The 20,272-nt window shown below is 33.9% G+C and carries 11 protein-coding genes; 6 read left to right on the top strand and 5 right to left on the bottom strand.

Annotation, left to right across the window (positions count from 1 at the left end; genetic code table 11):
• The first annotated feature begins 9 nt into the window (after positions 1–9).
• Positions 10–444, top strand: coding sequence for a peroxiredoxin (locus ACN4EE_RS12010; RefSeq protein WP_431706685.1), 435 nt, complete (start codon positions 10–12; stop codon positions 442–444).
• Between the two features lie 139 nt (positions 445–583).
• On the opposite strand, the gene ACN4EE_RS12005 is transcribed toward ACN4EE_RS12010, so the two are convergent.
• From ACN4EE_RS12005 to ACN4EE_RS11985, 5 genes are all read right to left on the bottom strand, one after another.
• Positions 584–3,703, bottom strand: coding sequence for an RNaseH domain-containing protein (locus ACN4EE_RS12005; RefSeq protein WP_431706684.1), 3,120 nt, complete (start codon positions 3,701–3,703; stop codon positions 584–586).
• Between the two features lie 74 nt (positions 3,704–3,777).
• Entirely contained in the window at positions 3,778–4,185 is a 408-nt protein-coding gene (locus ACN4EE_RS12000) for a type II toxin-antitoxin system VapC family toxin (protein ID WP_431706683.1), read from the bottom strand.
• Between the two features lie 23 nt (positions 4,186–4,208).
• On the bottom strand, positions 4,209–4,466 hold the full coding sequence (locus ACN4EE_RS11995) for a hypothetical protein (RefSeq protein WP_431706682.1): 258 nt from the start codon (positions 4,464–4,466) through the stop codon (positions 4,209–4,211).
• 107 nt (positions 4,467–4,573) lie between these two features.
• Entirely contained in the window at positions 4,574–7,987 is a 3,414-nt protein-coding gene (locus ACN4EE_RS11990; protein ID WP_431706681.1) for a pPIWI_RE_Z domain-containing protein, read from the bottom strand.
• Positions 7,977–9,461 (bottom strand): restriction endonuclease-related protein, encoded by a 1,485-nt coding sequence (locus ACN4EE_RS11985; RefSeq protein ID WP_431706680.1) that lies wholly within the window; start codon positions 9,459–9,461, stop codon positions 7,977–7,979. Before ACN4EE_RS11985 ends, ACN4EE_RS11990 begins: the two co-directional genes overlap by 11 nt.
• Positions 9,462–9,835: 374 nt before the next feature.
• Between ACN4EE_RS11985 and ACN4EE_RS11980 the strand changes: the two genes are divergently transcribed.
• The 5 genes from ACN4EE_RS11980 to ACN4EE_RS11960 all read left to right on the top strand — a co-directional run bounded on the left by ACN4EE_RS11980 (position 9,836) and on the right by ACN4EE_RS11960 (position 20,004).
• Complete coding sequence (locus ACN4EE_RS11980; protein WP_431706679.1) at positions 9,836–10,768, top strand: metal ABC transporter solute-binding protein, Zn/Mn family; 933 nt, start codon at positions 9,836–9,838, stop codon at positions 10,766–10,768.
• Positions 10,769–10,984: 216 nt separating this feature from the next.
• Positions 10,985–14,383, top strand: a complete 3,399-nt coding sequence (locus ACN4EE_RS11975) for a methyl-accepting chemotaxis protein (RefSeq protein ID WP_431706678.1) — start codon at positions 10,985–10,987, stop codon at positions 14,381–14,383.
• Positions 14,384–14,636: 253 nt separating this feature from the next.
• Entirely contained in the window at positions 14,637–15,245 is a 609-nt protein-coding gene (locus tag ACN4EE_RS11970; protein WP_431706677.1) for a Uma2 family endonuclease, read from the top strand.
• A gap of 56 nt (positions 15,246–15,301) precedes the next feature.
• A complete protein-coding gene (locus ACN4EE_RS11965) occupies positions 15,302–18,658 on the top strand; it encodes a methyl-accepting chemotaxis protein (RefSeq protein ID WP_431706676.1) in 3,357 nt (1,118 codons plus the stop codon).
• 200 nt (positions 18,659–18,858) lie between these two features.
• Positions 18,859–20,004 carry an ISAs1 family transposase gene (locus ACN4EE_RS11960; RefSeq protein ID WP_431706675.1) on the top strand — a complete coding sequence of 382 codons (1,146 nt, stop codon included), beginning with the start codon at positions 18,859–18,861 and terminating at the stop codon, positions 20,002–20,004.
• The last annotated feature ends 268 nt before the right edge of the window (positions 20,005–20,272 follow it).

Below are 20,272 nucleotides of genomic sequence, written 5' to 3'. Positions count from 1 at the left end.
AATTTTAAGATGGCACTTTCTGTTGGTACTAAAGCACCATTATTTACCACCACTGATGATCAAGGTAATACCGTATCTTTATCAGATTTTGCAGGTAAGGTAGTAGTTTTATATTTCTATCCTAAAGATGATACCCCCGGTTGCACCAAAGAAGCTCAAAGTTTCCGAGACAACTATCAAGAGTATCAGGATAAAGAAATTGTGGTTTTAGGGGTTAGCAATGATGATGAGGCTTCCCATAAAATGTTTAAGGAAAAATATGGTTTACCTTTTCAACTTTTAGCTGATACCGATCGAAGTATTACTAAAGCCTACGATGTTGACGGCGGTGGTTATCCTAAACGAGTTACTTATATCATCAATGGCGAAGGGGTTATTAGCCATGTGGATGCACAAGTTAATACTTCTACCCATGCTCAAGATATTTTAACTTCGATCGTCTAAATTTTACCCCCTTTTCACATTAAATTTATCAAAATACAGGTACTTTGCCTGTATTTATTTCGATCGATCTATAAATTATAATTTATACTAAATTCCCCCTTAAATAAAGGGGGGTTAGGGGGGATCATATTCTCACAAATCATAACGAACTGCTATAATCAAATAAACTTAATTGAGTAAATTTTTCTTCTATTTCCGATGTTGTATCTTCTTCATCGGTGATAGCAAATTCACTAATATAATCTCTTACCACTCTCTCGAAAAATAAGGGTGCGGGTAAACTCACCCATTCTTTATTGTGTCCAAAACCATACCGTAAAGACTCCACAAATATCGCTAAATCATCGGGATTATCATTTTCTTGACGTAAAGTCACCACAATTTCTAAAGGATTTGGCGTAGGATAATGATCTATTAAAGGAAGTTTTTTTTCTATTGTACCAATAGTTAAATTAGCACTATTTTTTTTATTTTTATCTTTCTTAAAAGTCTCATTTTCTTGATAACAACTTAATCCTCTTTTATTATCATGTAGAAATTTTTTACCACTAGATAAATAAGTAACACAACCTGTTAAAGAATCAGTTTTTAGTTTGAATAAATCATGCGTTAAACTGGTAGCTGAAGGTATTGTATAATCACAATTTAACTCGTTTTTTGTACGAGTATCATCTAAAGAAGTTTTAGCATATCGTCTCTCTTTTTCTATAATAAAACCGGGGGCAATATCCTGACGAATACGAATAATTCTCGCACCTTTCCAATTAACTTGCATATCTTCATCGAGTTCATTTAAGTGAATATTATCAGGATTAATTCTTACATCAGCCAACCAAGGACAAAGTTTAACACAATTAGAAGAATCAATCAAAATAATCGGATTATTACCATTATTTACTGATTCAGAAATTACCAGATTTAAAAACTCGGCAAAACGCTTTTTTGCCACTATATGATCATTATTATTGTTATTATTATTTGGAACTAATTTAACAGGAGAAAGTTTCGCTACTTCTTTGATGCCATCCACAAAATGATACCAGTTACTCTTTAAGAATTGACCATTTTTATCATAAGCAAAACGTAAATCACAAATTCCCGTTTCCACATTTAAACGACTTGCTATTAATAAATATGTGGGTTTTAAATAACTTTTAACCCTTCCTTTTTCTTGCCTTACAATCGTTATGCCAATTATTTCTTTAGGGCGATTTTCAGCCTCAATTTTACTAAGATAGGTATTAATTTTTTCCTGTACATTATCAATTCTACCAGAGTGCGCTGAGAATAAATCTTTTAAAGCAGATTGTACTCTTTGAAAATAATTATCTAACTTAATTAATCCTTTTTTAGTTCTTTCTATAGGTAATAAAAATTGTACCGCAGAACCTGCTAAACTGGCTAATGCTTGTCGAGTAGAAGGTTTATTGACCTTATCATCATGCTTACCATTATACCATTCATCTGCTAAAATTAAACAAAAAATTTTCTTATTTTGAGTTGCTAATTGTGTCGTATATTTTTTCCATTCTTCAATTCTAGCTTGAGAACGTTCTTTTGCTGTTTTCTCTTTATGTGGTAAATTATCTTTATCACCATGAACATTTTTAGGCAAACGAGTTGTTTCAACTTTAACCTTCTTTCCTAACGTAATTTGAGCAATATTTTCAACAAATTCTGCATCGGTTTTTAAATCATCTTGATAAAAAATAATAAACAGTAATTCATCATTGGGATATAATTTTTCTAAGGCTTGATAATTCCTTTTAATTTCTTCCTCCATTACTAGGAAATTCAGAATAAGAGAGTTTACTTTTTCCTTATTTTTTTTTGTAGATATTTTTGTTTTAAATTCTTGCAATTTTTTATCTAAATCAATATCGATGTTATCTAAAGAAATCTTAAAAGTATCAACAAACTTTTCTAGTAAATTATTTTTTTCTTCCTGACTTAAATGTAAACAATATTCAGGAGTAAATTTTAAAGAATTATTGTTATCTAGTTTTTGTAAAATAGCACTTAATAAAGTAGTGTGATTAATCTGATTATCTGAATCAGGATGTTTTCTCTCTACTGGTTGATACTTTTCAAAATGAATAAAACCAATGGGTTGAAGAATCTTATCAATAGCTTTATAGGCGGTTAATTTATCATATTCTGGCACTCCTGCACCAATATCATGATTATCTTTTTTATCTTGTAAACGATGACGAAAAGTTAAAACTACTTGGGTTTTTTCATTGGATGCTTTACTAATAATATCTTGTCCTGTTTTGAGTTGTGAAGAAAGTTGGAATTTATGGCGTAAAGGTTCAAAATCTTGATCAATATTCCAAGTATATTTATCATTATTCTTTTCAGATTTTACTTTAAATTGAAAGACTTTATCATCATAATTTTCATCAAAAACATAACCATTAATATCTCCCAATCTGTAAGAATTATCAGTTAATTGATAAATCCATCTTCTCTTAGAAACATCAATTTTTAACACTGGTTGATGAAGGGTGGGAAAAGTAACTATTTCTAAGGTAATTACTAAACTAAATTTGCCCTTTTTTCCTTCTATAGAAATAGGAGGAGTCATTAATTCTGTGTAACCGCCCAGAGAATTAGATGAGATAATTCTTTTCATTGTACCACAGTTTTTAAATATCTCTTGTCCTGCAATTTTACGAGCAATATATTCTACTAAATCTTTATACAGTTTTCCTTTTTTTGTATTCCATTCCCAAGGCAATATCTTAAAATTATACGCTTCAATTTTGATCAGATTATTGTTTATTAATAGTTTTTGTAAGTCATCTATTATTGTTAATGAGGATGGATTATTTTTTTTAACATAAGGACGTAAATAATGAGTCGTCCAATTATCAAAAATATTGGTAAAATTTTTATTGATTAATTCTTCATTAATTGAGTCTTCATCATCATAACTTAAATAAGCAAAAGGTTTAATATCTTTTTCTCTGTTTATGTTAATAAATTTTAAATTAATCTCTCTATGTAAATATTCAAGATTATCAAAATAAATTTGTAATAATCCTCTCAAAGAGGCATAGGGTAAATTCTTGTTTTTGTCATGAATTTTTGTCTTGATTAACTCAAATTGTGCTAAGGCTTCTAATGTCCATGATAATGTATAATTTTTTACTTTTACTGCTTCAATTTTATCAGGAATTGTAAAAGCTAAAAAGAAAGAATTAATTTTTATTCCTGTATCGTAAATAGCAGTATAAAATTCTGATTGTGTCGTCATAAAATTCTCCTTCTTTTTCAATATTAGTTACTCTTTATATCATCATAAAAAAATTACCTAATTTAGATAAAATTTTAAGGTACACAAATAATACCATTACCTGCCATTTGACGAATATGTTCATCAAAGGCAAAAACTTGAAAAATATTTAAACGATGTGCCATAACTAAAATAGAACAATCGGTATAACTCCATTTTTTATCATCATACTTACAAAAAGTTTGCCAAATCAGTTGATCTTCTTGATCTGAAATATTAATATAATGATGTTCAGTTCTTAAAATTTGACCGATTTTAATAGAAGCATTAATAGAGATTTTTGTTCTAATCCAAGTTACTGTTTCATCGAATACTGTTTCTAAAATTATCCAACGATAATATTGATGATTTAATACATATTCTTTTGCTATTTTATGATTGCTTTCTGACTTGACAAAAAAGGCAATTAAAGCAGATGTATCCACAATTATTTTTTGCTCCATTTTCTCAAGATATTATATTTATTTTAATATAAAATTTCATCAATATTTTCAGCATAGTTAGTATATATTTTTCCATTGGAATCACTAATTTGAAATTGAGGTTCTGGATTAGTAATCTCTAAACTTCCACAAAGTTCCCAAGTCTTGGTTGTGGTAATATTTAATTCTTCTTTTATAAAATATTCTTCTAAGGCTTTTAACAAAATATCTTTAATAGAATAATTGCTATTTTGTATTTTATTCATTAAGTTTTCAGGAATTTCTACGGTTACTTTATTCATGGAAGTTAAGAGGTAAATTTTGTTTAACAATAATTATATTATTACATATAGTTGTTCCATTTGAGTCATGAAAATACGATACTTTTTTTCAATAAAGAGCTTTTAATTTATAATTCATAATCTTCATCATAATAACTATCAAAATCATCGTTATCATCATCATTATTATAGTTAAATTTTGAAGGATATTTAACGTCTTTAATATTTTGTAATGGTGTTAAAAAAGATTGATATAATTCTTGATAAATTTCCCTTGTTATAGGATCAGGATTATTCATACATTCTTCTAAAATTACACGCATTTTAATTAACATACTACTTCGTTCTGAGTCAACTTTTTCTTTAGCGGAATTTATCGCCCAAGAGGCATCAACAAAAAAGACTTGTACTGGGCAACCGTTACGCATTCCTCGTCCGATTGTTTGTAAAATGTCCACCATTTGATTAGCTGTAAATGCAGTAAATAATGATGGATTTAAACGGGATGCCATAAAGGGTTCTTTTAATAAACGATCGACTTTTTTGCTGATGTCTTTTTTTGCTAATTCCCACTGTTTAATTAAACTATTTAAGTCCTTATTTCGAGTTAATATAAAGTTATCAAAATTTTGGGTTGCTTCTCCAGCTAAACTATATAATAATTGTAGATCATCGATGGTAGGATGGGGACGAGTCAGGAAATAAATTGAACCAATAGAGGCATCTAATTTTCTTTCTCCTTTGGTAAAAACGATGTTAACTCCTCTACCAATAGCTAACATAGGAAAGATTAAAATATCACAGTTTTCATCATCTCCAAATAAAGGACATTGGGCAGTAGTTAAATAATTTTTATTACTGTCTCCTTCATATAAAAAATTAACTAAAGCCTTCGTTTTTTTTCCTATTTCTGGATATTTATGATCGATATATTTTTTTAGGTTTCTAGCTTGTTCATAACTATTAACTATTAAAGCGACTTTTCTTTTAATATTATGCTTTATATCAAATTTATTTATTTGTTTATAAATATGAGAATTATCACCATCTTTTAGTAATTCATCAATCATTTTTTCTAAGTTTCTATTTCTTAATTCTCCTGCACCACTATAACGTAAAGGTACATATCCCCTTTCTCGATCGAATAATGGTAAAAAAGTATATTGACTATTAGTAGAATGTTGTTTTTTTTGCGGTTTTAAGAGATAATTAGGTTTAATTTGCAGATGATATGCGGGACTAAATTCTAAAAAAGACGTGGCTGAAGTCATTAAAACTGCTGGACTTTTTTCCTGATTTTCTGGTTTAAATAACTCGTGAAAATGGTGCATTAACATTCTAGGTGTACCCATTAAAGTTAGGTAAGAAAGTTCGACATTTTTTGCATTCGCACGGGTGGAATTAGCTTTAGAAAAACTATATTTCACCCCCGAAAATGAACCTAAAAGATTCTCTGGAATAATTCTTCTTAAAATATTGCTAGGAGTTGGGTTAATAAGTGATTCTTTTATTAAACCTTCGGCTATCATTCTTCTTGTACCAAAGACAATTTTGAGATAACCTAAAATCATAAAGGTAATGGAAATTAATAGTTTAATGACTTCTTCACTTCCTGCAGGTTTTGATTCGTTAATAAAACAAACAGTTAAAAATAATTCAGTAATATTATTAACAATTTTATCTCTTTTTATAGCTGAATTTTCTGCTAAATATTGACGAAAATAAAGGGTTAATGTATTAAACTTTTGTGATAGTATTTCCCTTTCAATTCCTAAACTTTTAGCAGCAGAATCAATATACTTCCATTCTTGCAAATTTACACCAATACGATCGTCAAAAGCCTGATAAGCCGATTCACGCCAAAAACTTACTTTAGCATTAATTTTATTTTGTCTTTCTAGTAACTCATTTTCTGATAATTCTTCATAGTTTAAATCATCTTTTTCTAAACCATTTAATAAATCACTAATGAGTTGCCAAATAGTTAATAATTGATGTTCATAACGTTTACCAATATGAGATAAAGAAAGATTTTGTAAAGTATGAATTAAAGTATAATTATGTCCTTCAAATTCTGACAAATCTCTGGTATAATTTTGTACATCTCGATCAAATAAATAATAATTTTCACCCTTAGCAAAACGGTTATTAATTGCCTTTAAAATTTTACTGTGAATCGATTTTTCTGAACCTGAAATATTTAAAGTTGCGACTCCAGATTCGTCTAATAAAGACTGTACCCTATCGGCTTCATCAAAGACAAGCACATCAAAAGTACGCGCAATTAATTCAAAATATCGTATTTGTTCATCGATAGCATGAGGAGGAATATCGGTGTCCATCGATAAAACATGACCTACCCAAATGTTAGCATTAATTAGGTCTCTTGGCGCAGTATTTCTTCCGCACATTGTCCATAATGGGCATAAATTTTCTTTAGGTTTTCCTGTTTTTGTTTTGCCTTGTAAAATATTTGCACAAGGTGCTTCCCCAAATTTCCAAAAAGAAGTATCTTGTTTTGTAAAAGCAGGTAAAATGCAGTTTAAACTAAATAATTCTGCTCCTTCAATAGTGTTAGCAAAGCCGTTATTTTCACTAGAAATAGCAATACTTTCTGCTAAATTATTGGCATGACGGCGACGAGTTTCATCGCTATTTCCTACTAACATTCCTACTTTAATTTCATGGAATTTTAGTTGAGTATAATATTGTCTAGCAACTTCGATCGAAGGGAATAAAAATAAGGCTTTATAACCATTATTTCCTAACCATATTGCTATTAACATTAGGATAGTCGTTTTACCACTGCCGGGTAATCCTAATAAGTGTTTAATTCCTTCTAATTCTATTTTATTTGTTGTTTGTAATTTATCCCCTATTTCTGTTGTCATTAAGTCAAAATTTAATCTTTGTAACCAGTTTTCTTGCTTTCTTTCTGGAACTTTTTTTTCTCTTTTATCCATCTCTTGAGCTAATTTTTTTAACTCATCTAAAGAAATAATTATTTTACCTTGAGGATTTCTCTTAATTTGATGAGTTTGACGAGGGTTTAAAGGTATATTTATAGGTTCAATAGGAATGGGATAACCTATATTTTTATCGCCTAAAATTACCGACATTTGTTGAGTAGGATTGGCTACTTTTTTTGAATGTTTATGATAGCCTAATGGTTGATGTAAAATTGCTTTAGCTTGGGTAATTGAAGTATCTTCTAAAAAGTCTATTCTGGCAAAAGTTAAATTTTCAGCATCTATTTTATATACGCCTTGAGTTTGCTTTAAATAATAATGATCATTATAAAGATTAATTCCTTTTCTAATGGAAGATTTCGTGATAAATTCAGGAACAATTTGTCTAGTATTAAAAATTGGTAGTCGATAAGGTTTAAGGATGTCAAGGTCATAAAGACTATTCATACCTGATAAAATAAAAGGGGCATTTTCTAAAGATTTTTCTTTGACAACATCTGACATTAATTCCATTAATATACATAACCAACAAATTCGATCGAACTTAGTAAAAATTCCTTGATTAACTCTCATATTTTCCCTCTTTAATATTGTTAATTACTTGTGAAACGGACATAATTTGTAGAGTAGCTGTAAAATCAGTTTTATCTAATTTTTCTTGTAATTTTTCGATATAATAAGGATGATCTTTAATGATACGATCATTAATAGCAATTATACGAGTTTGATAGTGTTTTAAACCACCAATACGATAATTAAGTTTATGGGCTAAAGAATAAGGACATCGATAAGATTTAGCATCAATACCGATAGTTAAATCATTAATAGAAACATCACATTCATCAGATTGTGGATAAAGTTCGACATTTAAACCCTGTTTTTTAGCAGTATCATAAATCGCTAATTCATCGATGGCAGGTGCAGTCCAATAGGTTAAAATTTGTGGTAAAGCTACTAATAATTCTCCTTTTTTTGGGTCTAATTTTTCTGCTATTTTAGGACTTAAATGACCTTCACATTGCCAAATAGGACATTGACCATTAGAATATTTAGGATTAGCATTAGGACGCATTAATGTGCCACAATAACCACAACGATTAGCTACATTATCGATTAACCAAATATCTGGAACTTCCGTATAAAAATTAAATACATCCCCTGACAAAGAAGTCAAATTATGCTCTTGTAAATAATCATAGAATTTATCTTGACTAATTAAAGAAAAACGTCCTAATAATTCTCTTATTTTAGTATAGGCAAAATGTCGGCGATTTCCTAGTTTTTCAACTGCTTGACATAATTGTAAATAAAGACGGCGTTCGATTAAATTATCTTCCCCAAAGCCTCCATATTTATGAGCAATTTCCCCACAATCTTCTGTGGGAATAACTAATTCTGAATCAATTAAAATTACGTCTTTATAAACAAAATTATCATCTTGAAAAATAGCTAAATTCCACAGTGGATTTTGCAGAGAAAATCTAGCGTTATGCAATACTTCATGAACACAACTAGCTCGATCGAACTTCCCTTCTTCAATGTATAAACGACCTAATTGCCCCATAGCTTGATACAATTCAATGGGTAAGTTATCATCTTGTCTCACAATATCATCTTGACTAGCTAGTAACCTGTTATAAAGATGCAATATTCCTTGTGCCAATAAAACCACTGCATTTTCGGCTTTTTCCGTCTGTTGACGATGATTTTTCACTAGACTATCTGGTAGCCAAGTCGTGGGTTTGCCTTCAATTTCCCCTAAAATTTGCTCTTCTAACACTACATCCGATAATAGTGGTAAAATTTGCTCGATCGAGCTTAAAGTCCAACCTTTTTTCAGTAATAAAATGGTGGCTAAACCTTCTAAAATTTGCCGAAAACCGAACTTTTGTTTTGGCGGTTGGGAAAAAATATTTTTGGAGCGCCATAGTCGCACAGTTCGGACGCTAGGTATTTCTACGGATAACTGAAATTCCCTAATTAAATAATCTAGTTGTTTTGTCAGGGATTCGGCGTTACCTATCCACTGACGTAATGTTTTTAACATTTTTTATTTACAATTTATATTGTTTACACTAAATGATGTAAATAATAGTGTCAAGAGATTTTTACAAAAAGTTACATTAAAAATTTTCATTGGTTCGTAGGGGTTAAACACTGTTCAACCTTTCTAAACCTTTGATTTTAATCGTCTTTAGACTTTTTGAGAATTAAGCTAGTTTGCATTTAAGTTGACTGATGAAGGTAGGCATCGGGGCATCGGCAAAAGGCAACAGGTAAGCGATAAAGTCATGGCAAGGGGTTTAAACCCCTTGTTAATAAAAACGGTAAGTTAAATGCGTCTTAGCTTACAACACTTGTCATTACAAATGATTTAAGTTAGACTTTATGAAAGAATCATGAAAAGAAAATGAGATAAAAATGAAAGTAAATTTGTTCGGAAATAAAAGAGTATGGTTAATTACCGCCATGATAATTTTACTGGCAGGTTGTAATCAAACCACAGAAAATGTAGAAGAAAATGACAAAATTAGGGTAGTTTCTACTAATACGATTATTGCTAATTTAACCGATGAAATTGGGGGTGAAAATATCACAAATATTAGTCTTTTAAAAGCAGGTACTGATCCTCATGTTTACGAACCTGTACCTCAAGATTCGATCGAACTAGAAAAAGCAGATTTAATTTTATATAACGGTTATAATCTTGAACCAAATATCATTAAATTAATTAATTCTTCGGGAGTAACAGGACAATCTTTAGCGGTGGCAGAACAGGTAAAACCCCTTGATTTTGAGTATGAAGGGCAAAAAAAACCTGATCCTCATGTGTGGGGAAATGTGCAAAATACTATAATTATGGTAGAAAGTATTAGGGATAAATTAATCGAAATTGATCCAGAAAATGAAGCTATTTTTCAACAAAATTCAGAGCAATTTATTGCAGAATTAAAAGAGTTAGATTCATGGATAAAAAATCAAATTGCCACTATTCCAGTCAATCAAAGACAACTGATTACTAGCCATGATGCTTTTCAATATTATGCTAGTGCTTATGGTTTAGAAATACCCGGTACATTAATTGGTATTAGTACAGAAGAACAACCTAGCGCCCAGACTGTTAAAAATCTAGTGGAAATCATTAGAAATACGGGAGTGAAAGCCATTTTTGCCGAAACTACCATCAATCCTACTTTAATTAATACCGTTGCTCAAGAAGCAGGAGTTAATATCGCTGAAGGTAAATTATATTCTGATTCTTTAGGGGTGAAAGGGGGTGAAGCGGATACCTATATCAAAATGTTAACTACTAATACCAATTCGATCGTAACTGCTCTAGGAAAATCTGAGTAATTTGGCTTTGAAAAATTACTAGATGATGTTGCAATGACATTCGATCGTTAAAATTGGTAATTGAGCTAAAATTAATAGTAAGATTCATAATAGAGCTTAGGGGTATGTCGTCAACAAGAATGTTTTAAATACTGCATTTAACATTCTTAATAGTACACCAGTTCCCTAGTGCATAAGTACTTAAATTAAATTTCAGTTATTTAGAGGCAAGATTCCATGACTCAAACATCTCCCCAACAACCAAACAAAATTGATACTGATATAGAAAAACAAAATTCTCTTGTAGAGCCTAACATTAATGTTTCATCCTCAGCAAATCTGAACAATGGTAGTGGAATCAACACCTCATCAAATAATAATCAAAATAATTCTCAAAATAGCTCCACAAAAGAAGGGATAATTTCATGGTTTGAATCCCAAAATTTAAGGTTTAAATTTAGAACTTTAGCGATCGCACTAGGTATTACACCACTATTGATAGTGGGAACGAGCATTGGTATTTTTGTTAACAGTTCTTTACAAGAACAAATTGAAACACGAAAAAGAGAAGATACACAATTCATTGACAGTAAAATACAAATCAAAATCAACGAAAATTATTTAGATTCTCAAACTTTAGCTAGTCTTTTCGCTAATTCTCCCGACTTTTCTAACCGCAATACTTCTGCATTGAATACTCAATTAAATAAACTTAAAGAGCAATATAATTATTATGACAGTATTGGTTTATTCGATACTCAAGGCAATGTAATAGCACAAACTACAGGAACACCTTTAGGAAATCATTTGAATAGAAGTTATATTCAAGAAGCAAAAGCTAAAAATGGTACTGTCGTTACTAATCCACTGGTATCCACCAGTGATGGTACTTTTGCTATTTATGCGGCTTCCGTAATTAAAAACCCCACGACGGGACAAAATATTGGTTTTATTCGTCTGAGAGTACCCGTAGAAAAATTAGGAAAAATTTTAACATCTCAATATGAGGGTAATACTTCTGTTTATTTAACGAATGATCAAGATGAGTTATTTTTCTCCTCAAAACAAGAGTTTTTCACTTCTACTCCTAGTGATACCCAACAATCTCCCACCACTGATTTAACTAATCAATCGGTGAAAATAACAGAGGTGTTTCCGCAACTAAAATTTCAGGATAATGACAGTAAAGAAGCACAATCTTTTACAGGAAATAATTTGTTAGAGAAGAAAAAACAACTGATTGCCCATAAGCCTGTCGATGTGCAAGTTGATGATGTGGACTTAAACTGGAACATTATTGTAGCTGAGAGCGTAGATACTGCTTTAGCACCAGCACGAGCCGTTTCATGGTATGTATTTTGGGGGATTTTAGTCTCCGCAGGATTGGTGGGTTGGATAGCTGACTTTTTAGCTGGAAAATTTGTCACCCCCATTGAGAAAACATCGAAAGCGATTAAGGAAATTAGTCAGGGTGATTTGGATGTGGAAATAGAAGTTCAAGGTAAAGATGAAATTGCTGATTTGGGTAGAAGTATCAATAACATGACATCCCAGTTAAAAGCTCTCTTATCAGAACAGCAAATGTATGCTAGTCAGTCTAGTTTACTGAAAAATATGACCCTAGAAATGACTAAAGCCTTTAATATTAATGACGTTTTTGAAATTGCCGTTACTGAAATTCGTCAGGCTTTGCAGTCCGATCGAGTTATCGTCTATAGTTTTGATGATAATTGGCAAGGTACAGTTATTGCTGAGTCGGTCGATCGAAATTATCCTCAAGCTCTTGGTGCAAGAATCCTTGATCCCTGTTTTGCTGATAAATATGTAGAAAAATACATTAATGGAAGGGTACAAGCCACTCCCGATATTTATAAAGCAGGGTTAACCGAATGTCACCTCAATCAACTAGAACCCTTTGCCGTCAAAGCCAACTTAGTAGCGCCTATCGTGGCAAATGGTAATTTATTAGGGTTATTAATTGCTCACCAATGTTCTGCACCTCGTAATTGGGAAATGAACGAGATTGAATTTTTCGCCCAAACTGCCACCCAAATGGGACCTGCTTTAGAACGGGTAATGTTAATGGAATCTCAACAATTAGATGCTTTCCTGTCCACTAAATTGAAAGATATTAGTTTCAGAATTGCTGAGTGTTTAACCAAGGAGAAAATCTTTGAAGTGGCTACCAATATGGGGCGTGAAGCCTTGAGAACCGATCGAGTGATCATTTATACTTTCGATGAAGACTGGAAAGGTACGATCATTGTGGAATCTGTCGATCCTAAATATCCTAAAGCCTTGGGTGCAAATATTAAAGACCCTTGTTTTGCTGATAAATACGTTGAAAAATATAAACAAGGGCGCGTACAAGCCACCAATAATATTTATACGGCGGGGTTAACCAGTTGCCATATTCAGCAGTTAGAACCCTTTGAAGTGAAAGCTAACCTTGTAGCTCCTATTATTGTGGAAGGTAATTTATTAGGTTTATTAATTGCTCACCAATGCGATGCCCCTCGTCAATGGACAGAATCTGAGTCCATCTTCCTTTCTCAGTTAGGCACTCAAATTGGTCCTGCTTTAGAGCGTATTCAATTATTGGCAAAACAACAACAATCGGAGTTAGAACAAAGACGAGCCAGAGAGATTATTCAACAACGAGCTTTAGAGTTACTGATGCAGGTTGATCCCGTATCTCAAGGAGATTTAACCATTCGTGCTACAGTAACAGAAGATGAAATTGGTACGATCGCCGACTCCTACAACGCCACCATCGAAAGTTTAAGAAAAATTGTAACCCAAGTACAAGGGGGTACAAAAGCGGTAAGTGATGTGGTTTCACAACAAGAACAGTTTGTCGAAAACTTGGCTACTGAGGTAATTCGCCAAGCCGATGATATTAACATTGCCCTAGAAAAAATCCAAACTCTGGCTTTTAGTGCAAGGATGGTACTAGATAACGCCGAACAAGCGGAAGAAGCGGTAAAACAGGCAAACCGCAGTGTAGAAGAAGGGGAAGTTGCCATGAATCGTACCGTTGATGGTATTCTGGCAATCCGAGAAACCGTAGCAGAAACCGCTAAAAAAGTAAAACGTTTAGGGGAGTCCACCCAGAAAATTTCTAAGGTAGTTAACCTCATCGGTAGCTTTGCGGATCAAACCAACCTCTTAGCGTTGAATGCTTCCATTGAGGCGGCACACGCGGGGGAAGAAGGACGAGGTTTTGCGGTGGTTGCGGAAGAAGTTCGATCTCTTGCCCGTCAGTCAGCCGAAGCAACAGCAGAAATTGAAAAAGTGGTAGCAGAGATTCAGGAAGAAACCAACGAAGTAGTTAAAGCGATGGAATCTGGTACTGAGCAAGTAGTAGAAGGTACAAGACTGGTGGAAGAAACTCGATCGTCATTAACCAATATTACCGCCGCCTCCGCTCAAATTAACCAATTAGTAACAGCGATCGCCGCTGCTGCGGCTGAACAGTCTCAAACCTCCGAAGACATTACCGAAACCATGGCTGATGTGGCAGTTATTTCTAATGAAACTTCGACGGCGGTAACTCAGGTATCTCGAACTTTTAAAAAGTTACTTAAAGTATCAGAGAATTTACAACAGAGTGTGAGTAAGTTTAAAGTTAATTAACAATTTTTCTGAAAACGCCACCCTTATAAAGCAGGGCGTTTTCAAATTTATGAGTCTAAACCATTATCCCACAATGAAATAAATTTCATTGCTAACAGCATAACTCTACTAAAGTGAGTTAATTAAAAAGAGAGAATATTTGAGAAAGTCCCCCTTATTAAGGGGGATTTAGGGGGATCAGAAACTTTTAAAACCACTTCATAAATTTTTGTAGATAATATTATTCATTATCCACTATTCATTATTCACTATCATGACAGCCGTTATTACCAAACCGAAATTATCTTTTTCTCAATTTATTAATCAATTACCAGATGAGGAGGGTTGCTACGAGTTAGTTAATGGAGAAATTATGCGCAAACAACCAACAAGAAAACATGATGATATTGCCGATGAAATAGCGGATATTTTGAAAATGGAAGCTAAACGATCGAATCTCAATTATCGTATCAGTGGTCGAATAGTTATACGCACTGAGACACAAACAGGACAAGAACAAGGACGTTATCCCGATTTAGCGGTAGTAGATAAAGATGTTTGGGAGTCTAATTTAACGGCTCAATCGGTGTTATATGATGCCCCAGTGTTAGTGGTGGAGGTTGTTTCTACTAATTGGGAAGATGACTATATCGATAAGTTAACGGAGTATCAGTTATTAGGTATTAAGGAATATTGGTTAATTGATTATCTTGCTGTAGCTAGTCGATCGTGGTTAGGTAATCCGAAACAACCGACTATTTTTGTTTGTACTTTAGATGAAAATAATATTTATCAAATAAAATCGTATCAAGGAGAAAAATCCATTGAATCCCCTACTTTCCCCGAATTAAAATTAACCCCTTTAGTATTATTTGAAAGTTAAATCTTAGTTACAATTCTTAATTCTTAATTCTTAATTCTTAATTCTTAATTCTTATCATGACTCAAGCACCCGAAAAACCTAAATTCAACACTTCTTCCGTATCTGTAAATAAAGCTCCCATTCCAGTAGTTATAAAACCAACCCCGAAAAAAGAGCCTTTGCCCATCGTTACATGGTTTTATAACATCTCCATTCGCAAAAAACAGGTATTCGTATTAATTACAGCCCAAGCTATATCGATCGCAGCTTTATTAGGGGTTGGAGTTATTCAAGTAATTCAAGGGGGGAGACAACAATTAGTTAACCAGTCTATATCAGAGTTAGAAGCAACGATTATTAACTACGGTATCAAAGTTAATCAGATGGGGTTCGGTTTTCGTGGACAATCCGATAACTTAGCGATTATTAATGCCTCTTTAACCGATGTAAATGGGGGAACTTTAACCCCCCAAGAACGATCGATCGTGCGTCAAATTCTGCAAAATGAGATCAAGGCTCGTAATATTGAATATGCTACCCTTGTGGGAGTCGATCGAAGAATTATTGTTAATGCCAATAACGATCGAACTGGACAAGAATTTAACCCGAATAATTTGGTATCTCAAGTTATTAATAATCCAGAACAAATTAAAACCACTGAAATTAAACCTTGGGAAGATTTAGCAAGAGAAATACCCCCTATTTTCCCTACTCTTTCTCAAAATCAAGATGTGTTAATTCGTTATACCCTGACTCCAGTATTTCGCCCCGGCACTCGACAAGTAATCGGTGTTTTAGTGTCAGGAGACGTGGTGGACGGAAAATTCTCGATCGTGGAAGATACTATTAAAGAGTTCAAAGGAGGCTACAGTGCTATTTATAAAATTGAAAATGGACAATTTAGTTTATCTAGTGCCTTGACAGAAACAGAAACAGAAAGAGGACAGCCTCTTGTTACCAATGCACTATTAGAACTTGCTCTTAAAAATCCCGATGAAATGGTTTCCATCAGAGATAAAGTCGGAAATACCATATATACCCTTACAGCAAGAATTATCAAGAACTTTCAAGGGCAACCAGTGGGAGTTTTAGTGAGAGGTACTCCAGAAACTGCCTTAAATGCCATTATTTCCAATAGTTTAAGCGCTCAAGGACAAACAGCCGTAGCAGTACTCATCGTTAATCTGTTATTAATTTTGGTTTTGGGGCGTGTGATAGCTAAACCCATTGAATCTTTACAGTTAACTGCCGAAAAATTTGCCGAAGGAGATTACAGTAAAAGAACTACTGTTCAAGGAGACGATGAAATCGGTAAATTAGCTCGTACTTTTAATTCTCTAGCGGATAACATTGAACAAAACGAATCTATTTTAATGTTAGATTCTAATAAAGTTAGTCTTTTCCAAGAAATTACTGGTTCTCGTACCCTCGATGAAGATGATGTGAATAAAGTATTCGATCGAGCTTTACCTAAAGCTAAAGAAATATTACAGGTCGATCGACTCGTCATCTATCGCTTTAAACCAGATTGGAGTGGTTATATTAGCAATGAAGCAGGAGATTTAGATTTGCCTAGTGCTTTGGATGAAAAAATCAATGATCCTTGTATCCCACCAGAATTAAGACAGGCTTACCTAAATGGTAGAGTTGTACCCACCGAAAACGTTTATAACGCTGGTTTTGCCCCCGAACACGAAGCCTTAATGCACCGATTACAAATCAAATCGAATCTTGTTATACCAATTATCAGTCAAGGGCAACTATTTGCCTTATTGATTGCCCATCACTGTCGTAAACACCATGAATGGGAAGAAAGAGAAATCTCGTTTTTGGGTCAAATTGCCTTACGATTTGGGGTAATTTTAGATAGGGTAAACATCCTCAAAAACCAAAGGTTGGCAGCCACAAGGGCAGAACAATTAAAGGAAATTACCCTTTCTTTAGCCTCTGGTTTAAATCGTCAACAGGTGTTAGATTCTGCCGTTAAAGAAATTCGTACTGCCATACAAGCCGATCGAACTATTGTCTATGAATTTGATGAAAATTGGCAAGGTACAATTACGGCGGAATCCGTTGGTTTAAACTTTCCCGTAGCTTTAGGTGCTCAAATTCTCGATCCTTGTTTTGCTGATAACTATGTAGAAAAATATCAACAGGGTAGAGTTCAAGCCACCCCAGATATTTATAACGCAGGTTTAACTCAATGTCACCTCAAACAATTAGAACCTTTCGCCGTGAGAGCAAATTTAGTCGCTCCTATTTTAGTCAACCGTAAATTAATGGGGTTGTTAATCTGTCATCAATGCTCTGATGTGCGTAACTGGGAAGGTTCAGAAATCGAGTTATTTAGCCAACTAGCTACTCAAGTCGGGTTAAGTTTAGAGCGGGTAAAACTTCTTGATTTACAGTTGAATGCAGAAAAAACTCAAAGAGAAGGAAAAGAGTTACTACAAAGACGAGCTTTAGAATTACTCATGCAGGTTGATCCCGTATCCCAAGGGGATTTAACCATTCGTGCCTCTGTGACAGAAGATGAAATTGGTACGATCGCCGATTCCTATAATGCCACCATCGAAAGTTTAAGAAAAATCGTTGCTCAGGTACAAACGGCGGCGGTAGAAGTATCTCAAACCACCACTAACAATGAAAATGATGTACGCATATTACGTCAAGAAATTGAAGAACAGGTGGAGAATATTTCTGAAGCCTTAAGTACCATTAACCAGATGAGTCGATCGAGTAACATGGTTGCCCAAAGTGCAGAACAAGCCGAAGAAGCCCTCCAAAAAGCTCAAGAAAGTGTGGAAATGGGAGATTCTGCCATGAATCGTACCGTTCGATCGATTATGGAAATTCGAGGCACAGTACAACAAGCCTCCGAACAGGTGAAAAAACTTGGGGATACTACCCAAAATATCGCTACCGTTGTGGGTTTAATTGGACGATTTGCCGCCCAAACTCACCTTTTGGCTTTAAAAGCCTCGATCGAAGCCGCACGGGCAGGAGAGCAAGGAACGGGCTTTGCGGTAATTGCCGAAGAAGTAAGGGCATTAGCGACTCAATCAGCACAAGCCACCGCCGACATTGACAAACTGGTTAACGAAATTCTGAGCGAAACCAAAGTGGTTGTTAACGCCATGGAGGAAGGAAGTGAGCAGGTTATCGAAGGAAGTAAACTGGTAGAAGAAACCCGCCAAAGTTTAAACCAGATTGCGGCAGCCACCACTCAGATTAACGAATTAGTGGAAGCCATTGCGGCAGCAGCATTCGAGCAATCAGAAAACTCCGAAGAAGTTAAATCTAAAATGGAGGATGTTGCCAGAGTCGCCGAAAAAACCACCATGTCTGTAGCACAACTATCTGATTCCTTTGTTGAATTACAAGACGTGGCTCGAAAACTGGAATCCAACGTATCTCAGTTTAAAGTCAGCTAGAGGTTAAAGAATGAAAAATATGTGGTTTGTAGTTGAGGCTAAGGGCAGTTAATATCAATGCCCTAAAGGGCAAACTACGAACTACTCAAAGATGTTTAATTGCTCAGGGCAAACGCATACAAAACTTAATAATTGAGCAATAAAAGAAATTGGTTGATAAGAGAAAATAAATAGTGAATGTATTTATTTTGACTATTTTTATGAGTAACTCACCAATAGCATCTTTGTCAAAACATTTTGACAATTTAACCGATCCTCGTGCCAAGCATAGTATTGATCATCTTCTTATTGATATAGTAATCATCACCATTTGTGCTGTGATTTGTGGTGCTAATAATTGGGTCGAAATTGAAAATTATGGTCATGCAAAAAAAGAATGGTTAGAAACATTTTTAGAGTTACCTAATGGAATTCCATCTCACGATACATTAATGAGAGTATTTGCACGTTTAAAACCCAAGGAATTACAGCAATGTTTTCTGGATTGGATCGAAGGGGTAGCTCAGATCACCAAAGGACAAGTAATTGCGGTGGATGGTAAAAGTTTGCGTAGTGCCTTAGAAAGAGGAGAGAATCGAGTAGCAATACATATGGTAAGTGCGTGGGCAACTAAAAATCGCCTAGTTTTAGGACAAACAAAAGTTAGTGCTAAATCCAACGAAATCACTGCCATTCCTGAACTGTTAAAAATATTGACCATTGAAGGAAATATAGTTACTATTGATGCCATGGGATGTCAAAAAGAAATTGCACAAACTATCATTGAGCAAAAAGGAGATTATATTCTGGCACTCAAAGGAAATCATGGCAATCTTCACCAAGAGGTGGTGGAGTTGTTTGAATTTGCCCGTAAACAAGATTGGAAAGGCATTGAACACCAATTTTACCAAACTCAAAATCAAGGTCATGGTCGTGTTGAGATTCGCAGACATTGGACTATGGGCAATACTTCATATTTGTCTGGGGCAGAAAAATGGAAAGGTTTACAAACCATTGGTATGGTGGAATCAGAACGTCGAATTAAAGATAAAATTACCGTGGAACAGCGATACTACTTAATGAGTATTCCCAGTGATGCTCGAGTTTTGGCTCAATCAGTTCGTAGCCACTGGAGCATTGAAAATCAACTTCATTGGGTTCTCGATGTTGGTTTTGGGGAAGATAATCTCAGAGGATGTGTGGGTTATAGTGCAGAAAATTTAGCTGTAATTCGACATCTAGCTTTAAATCTCCTTACCCATGAATCAACAGCGAAAGGGGGAATTCATGCCAAACGTCTCAAAGCGGGATGGGACAACAATTATCTGAGTTTGATTCTCAATTCCCTGACACTCGTGAATAATTAGACTGTAGGCTTGAACAAAATAGAAGCACAAATCATCAATAATCCCGAATAAAAAAGCCAAAAAGTGAAATTAAATTCAGCCGAAGAGTGATTTGGTTTTCTTTGTCGACGCTCCTTTTTCAGTAAATATAGATACGTCTTTTTTCGTAGTGTGGTTAAACTGAACAGGGGGAAATGTTAGCTGAATTAGTAGACTAACTAGGGGGTGCTGAAAAAGTATTTTGATGAAGAGAGGGAAGAGCGGATTTGGGAAAAGGGAAGAGTGAATA

It is taken from the genome of Geminocystis sp. CENA526, assembly GCF_050753365.1.
In the GTDB taxonomy this organism is placed as follows: domain Bacteria; phylum Cyanobacteriota; class Cyanobacteriia; order Cyanobacteriales; family Cyanobacteriaceae; genus Geminocystis.
This window is presented reverse-complemented; position numbering and strand designations above follow the sequence as displayed.